Origin of the sequence: Mesorhizobium sp. M5C.F.Ca.IN.020.29.1.1 (assembly GCF_003997375.1) — a bacterium.
Classification (GTDB): domain Bacteria; phylum Pseudomonadota; class Alphaproteobacteria; order Rhizobiales; family Rhizobiaceae; genus Mesorhizobium; species Mesorhizobium wenxiniae.
In genome coordinates, this window is record NZ_RZSW01000744.1 from 1 (window position 1) to 2,358 (window position 2,358).

The 2,358-nt window shown below is 63.8% G+C and carries 3 protein-coding genes; 1 reads left to right on the forward strand and 2 read right to left on the reverse strand.

The features are described 5' to 3' along the window. On the forward strand, window positions 1–1,040 hold a 1,040-nt coding region (locus EOA85_RS32970), incomplete at its 5' end, for an AMP-binding protein (protein WP_164760050.1). 99 nt (window positions 1,041–1,139) lie between these two features. On the opposite strand, the gene EOA85_RS32975 is transcribed toward EOA85_RS32970, so the two are convergent. Together EOA85_RS32975 and pssA are read right to left on the reverse strand one after the other, a co-directional pair. Next, the gene (locus EOA85_RS32975) at window positions 1,140–1,403 is read right to left on the reverse strand and encodes a hypothetical protein (protein ID WP_127212500.1); all 264 of its coding nucleotides are present in this window, start codon (window positions 1,401–1,403) and stop codon (window positions 1,140–1,142) included. A gap of 165 nt (window positions 1,404–1,568) precedes the next feature. Then, window positions 1,569–2,339 carry a CDP-diacylglycerol--serine O-phosphatidyltransferase gene (gene pssA / locus EOA85_RS32980; RefSeq protein WP_127212501.1) on the reverse strand — a complete coding sequence of 257 codons (771 nt, stop codon included), beginning with the start codon at window positions 2,337–2,339 and terminating at the stop codon, window positions 1,569–1,571. Between the last annotated feature and the right edge of the window lie 19 nt (window positions 2,340–2,358).

Sequence of the window (2,358 nt, forward strand, 5' to 3'; positions counted from 1 at the left end):
AGCCAGCAGTGATCCTATTCACCTCAGGCTCGGAAGGCACGCCGAAGGCGGTGGTGCTGTCGCACAGAAATCTTCTCGCCAACGCCATGCAGGCCGAGGCCCGCATCACCATTTCGCCGGCCGACATCCTGCTCAACGTGCTGCCGGTGTTCCACTCGTTCGGGCTCACCGGCGGCACCATCCTGCCGCTGGTCACCGGCGTAAAACTGTTCCTCTACCCCTCCCCGCTGCACTACAAGCTGATCCCCGAGGTCGCACGCAAAGCAAGGCCGACGGTCATGTTCGGAACCGACACGTTCCTCGCCAATTATGCGCGCACCGCCAAGGACGGCGATTTCTCCAGCCTGCGCTTCATCGTCGCCGGCGCCGAGGCGGTGAAACCGGAGACGCGCCGCATCTACCGGGAGCGCTTCCAGGCCGAGATCATCGAGGGTTTCGGGCTGACCGAAGCAGCGCCCGTCGTTGCCGTCAACACCGCCATCCACGGCCGCGACGGCACGGTCGGGCGGCTGTTGCCGGCCATGCGCATGAAGCTCGAGCCGGTCGAGGGCATTAGCGGCGCCGGACGGTTGTGGCTCGACGGGCCGAATTTGATGATGGGCTACATGACATCAGATCGGCCCGGCGAATTGCAGCCGCTCGACGGCTGGCACGATACCGGCGACATCGTTTCGGTCGACCGCGAAGGCTTCATCACCATTAGCGGCCGGGCCAAGCGCTTCGCAAAGATCGCCGGCGAGATGGTGTCGCTGGGCGCAGTCGAGATGCTGGTACAGTCGCTATGGCCGGAAGAGCACCACGCCGTGGTGGCGGTGCCGGACAGGCGACGCGGCGAGCGCATCGTGCTGGTCACCACCGCTGATGAGGCCGACCCCGATGAATTGCGCAAATTCGGCAGACAAGCCGGTGCCGCCGATCTGATGGTGCCGAACGACATCATCAAGGTCGAGGAAATCCCGGTTCTGGGTTCAGGCAAGACCGACTATGTCGCGACCCGTAAACTGGCGATTGACCGACTGGGGCTCAGCGCGGCAGCTTGACGCTTAGAGCGCTTTTTGGTGGACCAAAACCGCGCTCTAACTCTTTGTTTTAACGCATTTTGCTGGGACGCCAAGCGAAGACGTTTGGCAGCAAATGCTCTAGACGACCACCACCGACAACAGCAGCATGAACCCGACCGCTATCATCAGCAGGCCCGGCCAATTCTGCGACAGGCCCAGGAAACCAAGCCCGCGTCGTCGCGGCTCAAGTGTCGGGCCTGGCGTTGCGAGATTTGGCGTCGAGCGATCCGGCGCCGCGCGAACAGGCGCCGGATCGCTGAGCCGCCCGCGCCTTAGGGCTGCGCCAGCCATGTACACAACGCCAGCGACAATGAGCAACGCACCGATGAGGACAACAGCCATTTCTTCTCACTCTTCTTCAGCTCCTGCGCCTGGCACAGCAGCTTGAGAGACCGGTGGCGAGGCGTTTTGCGAGGTCGCACGCCTCGCCCGCTGAGACAGAACGGTCAAGATGCCCGGCAGGTTCCCGCGCCAGGTGATCGTCGGAGCGAGTTGGCGACAGGTCTGTCAGCCGATGTCTGAAGGCGGCACCTTCTCGCCTTCGCGCTTGGCGCGCCTGGAATAGGCGCGCACGCTGAATGGCAGGAAGAGGAGATAGCCGGCAACAGACGCCGTCAGCGTGTACCAGGGGTAGGTCATCAACAGCAGGATGTAGAGAACGACCCCGAGGATGATCGGCAGCACCTTGTCGCCCGGGACTTTCAGGCTCTTGCCGGAATAGACCGGCAGCCGGCTGACCAGCAGGAAGGCCACCAGAACGGTGAAACCGGCGGCGATGAAGGCGGCAGGGCGGGACGGCTCCACGCCAAGCCGCAGGAAGAAGAGATAAAGCGGCAGCATCACCAGCACGGCACCCGCCGGCGCCGGCACTCCGACGAAATACTCGGTCTGCCACTGCGGGCGATCTGTTTCTTCGTCGAGCACGTTGAAGCGAGCGAGCCTCAGTCCGCAGGCGATGGTGAACAGGAGCGCGGCAATCCAGCCCGGCGAGCCGGCCTGGTCGAGCAGGAAGGCATAGAGCACCAGCGCGGGTGCGACGCCGAAATTGACGATGTCGGCCAGCGAATCCATCTGCGCTCCGAACTTGGACGTCGCCTTCAGCATCCGCGCCAGGCGGCCATCGATGCCGTCGAGGAAGGCGGCGAGCAGCACCATCACCACTGCCGGCTCAAAACGGCCTTCGAAGCCGAAGCGGATGCCGGAGAGGCCGGCGCAGATGGCGAGCACGGTGACGAGATTGGGCAACACCATGCGCATCGGGATTTCACGGATGCGCATGGTGTTGCCCAATCTCGTC